The organism is Ruegeria sp. AL1 (genome assembly GCF_056540905.1).
In genome coordinates this window covers 68,941-76,237 of record NZ_JBQFXP010000016.1, presented here as the reverse complement: position 1 = coordinate 76,237, position 7,297 = coordinate 68,941, and the positions used below count along the sequence as shown (strand labels likewise).

The window sequence follows — 7,297 nt, the reverse complement described above, 5'->3', positions numbered from 1 at the left end:
CAACCAAAATCCAAACAGCCCGTTCGATCCACAAACAGTCCACCGGACTGTTTGCTTAACGATCAAACCTCGTCAGGCTCATAACCTGAAGATCGCAAGTTCAAATCCTGCTCCCGCAACCATTAGAGTCGAACAAGCCGCCCCCGGGCGGCTTTGTTCATTCTGGGACGCCCCCAACGCAAGTAACCCTGCCAGTTCTTCCTGTCGTGCCTTCACAGCGTTCCACAGGTCATCGGACATGATCCGCAGATCGGGCACGTCTTCAACCGATGAAATCTGACATTGGCTCCGCAACTGCAATAGCTTAGCAGAAACGTTACACCAAAGACTGATACCAAGCTCTGATTCAGTTCATTTTGCCTGACAACGTTTGTGTCGGCAGTTCCCCGAAGAATGCCTTGTAGTCCCGTGCAAACTGCCCCATGTGCCAAAACCCAAAGGCATTTGCTATGTCCGATATACTCTGCTCTGGCGAGCAGGATACCAGTTCATGGCGCACAGCACCGAGACGGGCCCTTAGGTAAAATTGCTTGGGACTTACCCCGTATGTTTCCTGAAAGGCGCGCCGCAATGTGCATGCGGAAACCTGAGTGTCGGCACATACTTCGCCAATTGAAACGTCGTCCATCAGATGGGCACGCATGAATTCAACGGCCTTTTGCGCCAAGCGGGTTCTGTTCTTGCTGTTGCCCCTATCACTCCAATTCTCGTCGTTCACTAACATTTCCAGAAGCTCTAGGATCAGATCGCTCTCTTCACCTTCAGAGCTGGGGCCTGTCTCGGACCCTATGAGAAAACGCGCTTTGTTTTTGATCTGAGAATGAAGTCTGCCGGCGTCACCCACGAAAGAACGCGAAGCGTTTTTACGAACGGTGCTGATATCAAGGCCGCAATCGTCGGCGATCCGTTCAGCCCTTCGTATGTCGATGCCAAAGGTCAGGCCTGTGAGCGTTGAATTGCTCACGCCTTCAAAAGGGTCTCCGCTACCAAAATTCATCAGAGCGGTGTCTGAGGGGTAGCCGTTTAGCCAAGTCCGTACACTCCCCTTGTCTGGTAAGCCAAACGCCAGAATGTCGGGACGAGATACTCCTGTTTGGTACACGGCTTTGTCAAACGACAAATCTATCATCTGGAGGCCAGCCCCGGCCCAAACGGATACCCTCGAATTCATGCTTCCTTTTTCAAGTTGGCGTAGTTCGACATCCCACTGGGAAAGCTCACGGAATTGCGAAGGATCCTGCAATAAAAGTGTATTTGGAGCGCAGGTTTTTCCCTCATCTGATCGTTTTTTGATGTGGTCCATTCCGCCGCTCACGTAATTGTCATGCAATGTTATCTCGCAAACGTAGGCTTAGGCAATTGCAAGGCAAGGTAGTCAAATCGGGGGAAAAGAGGTTTGGACGTCCATCTTTGCCTGATGACATAGCGCGCACTGAGCGTGTCGTAACCCTCCTCACCAAAAGCGAAAAAGATCTGTTGCGCTCTCAGGCTGAGGACAGCGAACTCTCCCTCTCGACCTACTGCCACCACCTGATCCTTGAAGGTCTGAAAACACATAAATCATGAAACAGGGGTATCTCATGAAGTCAAAACTGTTCCTTTCCACGCTGGTCTTTGCCGGGTCCGCTTTCACGGCGGCAGCTCAGGACAGCAACATCGTGCATGATGCGGAATACTATGTGCTAAAGCAACAAAACGAGGCCGTTTGGGTCGAGAACGACGCACAGGTTGATCAACTGCTGGCCGATTTTCGTGAGAAGAACGGAGGGAACCCTCCAAACATCTTTTACATCCTGATTGACGATATGGGTTTTGGCGACATGGGTATGCCCGAGATGAACGCCATACGCGGGTATTCGACTCCCAATATCAACGCGCTGGCAGAAGAAAGCATGCGGTTCGCGCGCATGTACACTGAGCCGTCCTGCACCCCGTCGCGCGTGGCCTTCATGACGGGTCGCCAGCCGTATCGCAATGGGATGGGCGATACCGCCGTCGATATTTCGGGTTTTGGCCTTGCTGATGAAGAAGTCACAATTGCCGAAGTTCTGAAATCCGCAGGCTACAACACCTCGCATGTTGGCAAATGGCACATGGGCGACATTCAGGAATCTTGGCCTACTTATCAGGGCTTTGACTACGCGGCGTTCCCCATCCATCAGCAGGGCCAGTTGGCCATCTTCAACGAAGATGCAGCCAAGGAAGAAATCACCATGGCCATTGGGGAAGACAACTACAACTCCAAATACACGTTGGATGATTGGTTTCGCCCTGATCCGGGACACATGATTACCGGCCTTGAAGCTGTTATTGGTGGGGACGTCCGCGAAGTCCATATGGAACCGGGTGAGAAATGGACCCAGGACAAATACAATGAAATGAACATCCGCTACCAGGCGCAGGCGATGGAGCAGCTACGCCTGCTTGCAGAGCGGGATGAACCTTTCTTCCTGCAATACTGGCCACTTGTACCTTTGTCGACAACGCGCACTACGAAAGAGGCGTTCACGACACCCAACGGCGGTACATTCGTGGAAAGCATGGAAGAGCTGGATGAGTGGATCGGTGTCATTCTTGAGGAAGTCGACACACTTGGGCTTAGAGACAATACTCTGATCGTTTTGATGGGCGATAACGGTCACTTCACCAAATATGCTCCCGGCAGTGGGTTTTCACCTTTGGTCTTCCGCGGCGGCAAGGCCGATACCTCTGAGGGAGGTGTTCGGGTGGACGCGTTTGCCCGCCTGCCCGGCCTGATCGAGGGAGACTCGATAGTATCGGACATCATTCACATCTCTGACTTGTTCACATCGATAGCACGTATTGGTGGAGCGATGGATGCCATTCCGCGCGACCGGATCATTGATGGTGTCGATCAGACGTCCTTGATGTTTCTTGGCGATACGCATGGGCGGCGGGATCATGTGCTGATCTACTCGATCAACTCGCTGAAAGAGGTGGTCAAGGAGCACATCAAGCTCAAGGTTCCGGCCAAAGGCGAAAACGCCATCGTAGCTAAGTTCTACAACCTGTTCCGAGATCCTCGCGAAGAACAGAGCGTATCGACCGAGATCGGCGCGTGGGCAGGTCATGAGTTCAACCGCATCATTGCCCGCCATCTGAAATTCAAGGAAATGTACCCCGATCAACCGGCCGCAACGGGACGCCCCTATGAAGGTATCGCGAACCTTCGTCCCGAAACTGTCGCAGCGGTGGATGCCTTTGTCGCCAAACGGGACATTCAGCCCGAATAATAGGCGGCTCCCGCACAAATCGCGCAAACCCCGCGTTTCAAAACGATGCACTCAACGCGGGGTTTGACATCTACATCAAAGATCATGGGAACAGTATGAAACTCCAAGCGCTTGCCCTTGCATTGGCAACTGCCATTGTCGCGACCCATACAATGGCAGACGAAAACGCTTCAAACCCTTTAGCCGCCGTAAACAACACGGACATCCGGTATCAGTATTTTGATCTGGGCAATGGCGCTGATCGACAGGACGCCTTTATCGATGGTGCCTACATGCTGCGGCCTGATCTGAAACTGAAATATGAGTTGCACTATAACTCAACGGATGCGACCGGAACGCGGTTCTCTGACTTCGAAAAAGCAAGCCTCAAAGCGATCTACTTTCCTTCTCAGAGGCCGCTCAACGACACATGGGCCATCAAGTCGGCCATTGGTCTGGAGTGGATACTGGACCTTGGCGACCCGGAAAAAGGGATTGGAACCGGGTCCGATCAAATTGCGCCTTTTGGCGGGTTCGCCTTCGCAAACACAAATTCAGGGCTGACGCTGATCCCCTTGCTCCAGCATTTTGCTTCGTACAATGGCCCGACCGACATCAGCCAAACCGCAATGCGATTAATTGCGCTGCAACCGTTTGGCGACGGGTATTGGGCCAAGGCTGATATCAAAGCGCCATATGACTGGGAAAACGATGCTTGGCCAGCGACCGCTGAGTTGCAGATCGGCAAGAACCTCAGCCCCGGAATAGCGATTTATGCCGACTTTCTCATCGGTATTGGGTCCGACCGCCCTTACGACAAAGGTGCGGGCCTGGGCCTGCGGTTCAACTACTAATACATCCTCAATCAACTTCGGTGGAGATCATCTATGCCAAGGTCCGGAACCCTGTTCAGCCTTTTGTTTTCTGCGTCCCTCTTGACCTTTCCCGGGGCCGTTTTGGCACAATCCCTGCCTTCCCCTGGAAAGGACGAAGCAAATTGGCGTCACGCCGCATCATTCTACCTGTTTACTCCGCTTCGCACTCGGGGAACCTCAACGGTCGCTGGGCAATCCGCTGAGTTGGATTTGAACCTGGGAGATGTTCTCGACGTTCTGGATTTTGCAGCAGCAGGCCGGTACGAGGCATGGAAAGGTGATTTCGGTATCATCGTTGATGCGAATTATGTCGGCATCGAACAAGATGCCAGCCTACCGGGGCCACTGAACGCAGATGTAAATGTTGACGTCCGACAAAAATGGTTTGGCATCCTCGCTGCGTATCGCGTTGCGGACGGGACTTACGGGGGAAAAAATCAAAGATACACTGTCGATATTCAAGGCGGTGTGCGCTTCAACTCGATCCGACAGGAAATCTCAATTACAACCCCTGGCCCTATGACGCTTCCGGTTTTGGGTGGCGATGAAGGTTGGATAGAACCTGTCGTGGGCGCAAGGGGCATGTGGCGCTTGAACGATAAATGGACCTCCATCGCTTCTCTGGAATTGGGCGGGTTCGGCGCCGGAGGAAACGATTTGCAGATAGGGGCCAACGTGGGCTTCGACTACCAACCCTGGGAAAAGGCCGCTCTGACGTTCGGCTATCGGTATTTCAGTATTGATTATAGCGACACACTCAGCACGGGAGACTTCGCATATGACGTCACGCAGCAGGGGCCGTATTTTGGGTTAAAGTATTTCTTTTAGACTGCGTATGCCCGATTGCAGTTCGATACGGTCCAACTCTGAATTGCGGACAGACTACCGCTTCGGATTGGTGAACAGTTGAGCTGTTCATCAGATGTCGATCCGTTCGGCGATGCCAAAAGTCATCGTGTGGATTGCCGGGCGTGACAACAGCACAAGTGCGGTCTCGAATTTGTTTTATCAAAACTCTCGAATGACTGCTTTCGGGTGGGCTAGAGCTGCATAGCGAAAAAGAGGGCGTTGCTCTAGTGGTGATTGCTGCCTAAGCAAAGCTCAAAAAGTGAATGTCTGCAAAGTCCCGCACAGCGGAAGTCTAGTATTAGCGACGATGACGTCCGCTTGGCGACTAAACCTGACATCTCAATTGCGTTCGGCAATGGTGGTTGCGCCCTCCCGCAACCAGCGTCAGAAAATCTCAATACAGCCCGTTCAGACTACAAGTGATCCACTGGATCAATTGCTTAACGACTTCACATCGTCAGGCTCATATCCTGAACGCCAGAGGTGCAAAGCCGTAAGCTACGAGAAGACAGCCTCGTTCGTTCCGGGGTGGTCAACATAACAGGTAGGACACCAGTAAAATACTCATCAGTGGCTCCCCGGTACTGTCAAAACGATCAGGATCAATCCAGCAGTAACTCGAATACCGCATCGCGCTCGGACAAAACGAGTAACAGAGCGAGATCGCCAGGCTGTAACTGCTCTAAAATCATTTGCGCGGCTTCCGTTGGAGAACGCGCGTCAATGACGCTGTCAGACGCCAGTCCTGCACCGATTGCGGTCTGACGGATCAAGGCTGGAATCTCACCAAGGCTTCGACCACGCAGGTAGCTCTCCATCTCGACAGCGACCACTACGTCGGGTTTGAAACCCATCGCGGTCAGGGTAACGTCGTGTATGTCCTGATCGGACCTGTCCCCGGCATGGCTGAGCATGATAAAGCGGCGTTTGGCCGGAATAGCGGACATCGCATCGCAGACTGCTGCAATTGAGTGTGGATTATGTGCAAAATCCACGAAAACACGGGCGCCGTTATGCGTGAATTCGTTGCAGCGTCCGGGGTTATCTTGTGCGTTGGGTTTGAAATTCGCCAGACCGGCTTGGATGTCCCGTGCGTCCAGATCCAACGCTTTTGCGACGCATAAGGCGGCCAGCGCGTTGGAAATGTTATACTTTGCCGCACCATCCATCGTAATGGGAACATTGTGAACCGATGTCACGGCATGTTCGGTTGTTCCGTCAAAGAACATCAACATTTCGCGGGTCATGTACGCGCAGGGATGGCCTTGGTCTCGGGCTGTTCGAACTTTTGAATTATCGGGATTTAGCGCGAACCACCAAGTTGTAGCGGCGGCGTGTTCGGCCTCGGCGACCACGAAGGGATCATCCGCATTCAGGACGAGCACGCCATCCTCGGCCAGGGTTCGATGGACTGCGAATTTGGCCTGCGCCAGTTCGGGAACTGTGTTCACGCCATATTGTCCCAGATGATCGTTGGCTACATTGGTCACCACGGCAACCTTTGCGCGGCGTGTTGGCAGACCGCGCCGTAGGATGCCGCCGCGGGCAACTTCGAGAATGGCAACCTCGAGTCGTGGATCGCGAAGCAACATGCGCGCACCGCCGGGACCGGAATAGTCACCGCGATCAAGTATGCGGTCCCCAACGCGTACAAAATCGGTCGAGGTCAATCCTGCGGTCAGTCCCGCAGTTGCGGCAATAGCCGCACAAAGGCGGGTTGTGGTCGTTTTGCCATTTGTTCCAGTGACAAAGGCAACAGGCACATCATGCAGTGCAGTCCAGTCGACCTGATCAGGTGCGGGCAAGGCATCGACCGGCCAGATTTGACAGCCGGTGCCATGGCCAATCGAAATCTCGTCATCGTCACACAGGATATCGATACCATGGGCATGCGCGGCGTTGATCAAATCGATCAAGGGCGGGTTCGCCTCTTTCGCCATCACGGATTTTATGTCGGCGATCATGTTGTCAAAATCACCCGCGGGTTGATCCAATATGTCGGCTGCACAAAAGTGCCACGCGGTCTGCGCCGCGAAAATCGACGAATAGAGCTGGTCCATCGGGGCCGAAATGGCAATGTTCACGCCGCCTTCAAATTGGCGCAGGATGTGGTTTTGGTCCTGCCATCCCAACGCGTCCAAAACCCGCCGGGCGTGACGAGCCCACAACGGCGCAATCATCTCGCGCGTGGCATCATCGCAGAATACGTCGATCACTGCGCCCGGGCGATCCCATAACAAACCGGGTCCGGTCAAGCGCCGGGCATCATCAACACGAAGATTGTCCGCGCTTGCACTGACAATCGTCAACGCTGTTTCAAGCTCTTCGATGCGATCCATC

The 7,297-nt window shown here is 53.6% G+C and carries 5 protein-coding genes; 3 read left to right on the top strand and 2 right to left on the bottom strand.

Going from position 1 to position 7,297, the window contains the following annotated elements; genetic code table 11:
- Window positions 1-346 precede the first annotated feature (346 nt).
- Window positions 347-1,303 carry a helix-turn-helix domain-containing protein gene (locus ACRZ9X_RS21170; protein WP_480522084.1) on the bottom strand — a complete coding sequence of 319 codons (957 nt, stop codon included), beginning with the start codon at window positions 1,301-1,303 and terminating at the stop codon, window positions 347-349.
- Between the two features lie 277 nt (window positions 1,304-1,580).
- Between ACRZ9X_RS21170 and ACRZ9X_RS21165 the strand changes: the two genes are divergently transcribed.
- From ACRZ9X_RS21165 to ACRZ9X_RS21155, 3 genes are all read left to right on the top strand, one after another.
- A complete protein-coding gene (locus ACRZ9X_RS21165; RefSeq protein ID WP_480522082.1) occupies window positions 1,581-3,254 on the top strand; it encodes a sulfatase-like hydrolase/transferase in 1,674 nt (557 codons plus the stop codon).
- Between the two features lie 95 nt (window positions 3,255-3,349).
- Window positions 3,350-4,087, top strand: coding sequence for a hypothetical protein (locus ACRZ9X_RS21160; protein ID WP_480522080.1), 738 nt, complete (start codon window positions 3,350-3,352; stop codon window positions 4,085-4,087).
- Between the two features lie 102 nt (window positions 4,088-4,189).
- A complete protein-coding gene (locus ACRZ9X_RS21155; RefSeq protein WP_480522078.1) occupies window positions 4,190-4,936 on the top strand; it encodes a hypothetical protein in 747 nt (248 codons plus the stop codon).
- 623 nt (window positions 4,937-5,559) lie between these two features.
- On the opposite strand, the gene ACRZ9X_RS21150 is transcribed toward ACRZ9X_RS21155, so the two are convergent.
- Complete coding sequence (locus ACRZ9X_RS21150; RefSeq protein ID WP_480522076.1) at window positions 5,560-7,296, bottom strand: Mur ligase family protein; 1,737 nt, start codon at window positions 7,294-7,296, stop codon at window positions 5,560-5,562.
- Window position 7,297: the final 1 nt, after the last annotated feature.

Bases quoted from the DNA above. Each gene is read 5' to 3' on its own strand.
- ACRZ9X_RS21150 (WP_480522076.1), bottom strand. From the start codon at position 7,296: ATGGATCGCATCGAAGAGCTTGAAACAGCGTTGACGATTGTCAGTGCA.
- ACRZ9X_RS21160 (WP_480522080.1), top strand. From the start codon at position 3,350: ATGAAACTCCAAGCGCTTGCCCTTGCATTGGCAACTGCCATTGTCGCG.
- ACRZ9X_RS21165 (WP_480522082.1), top strand. From the start codon at position 1,581: ATGAAGTCAAAACTGTTCCTTTCCACGCTGGTCTTTGCCGGGTCCGCT.
- ACRZ9X_RS21170 (WP_480522084.1), bottom strand. From the start codon at position 1,303: ATGGACCACATCAAAAAACGATCAGATGAGGGAAAAACCTGCGCTCCA.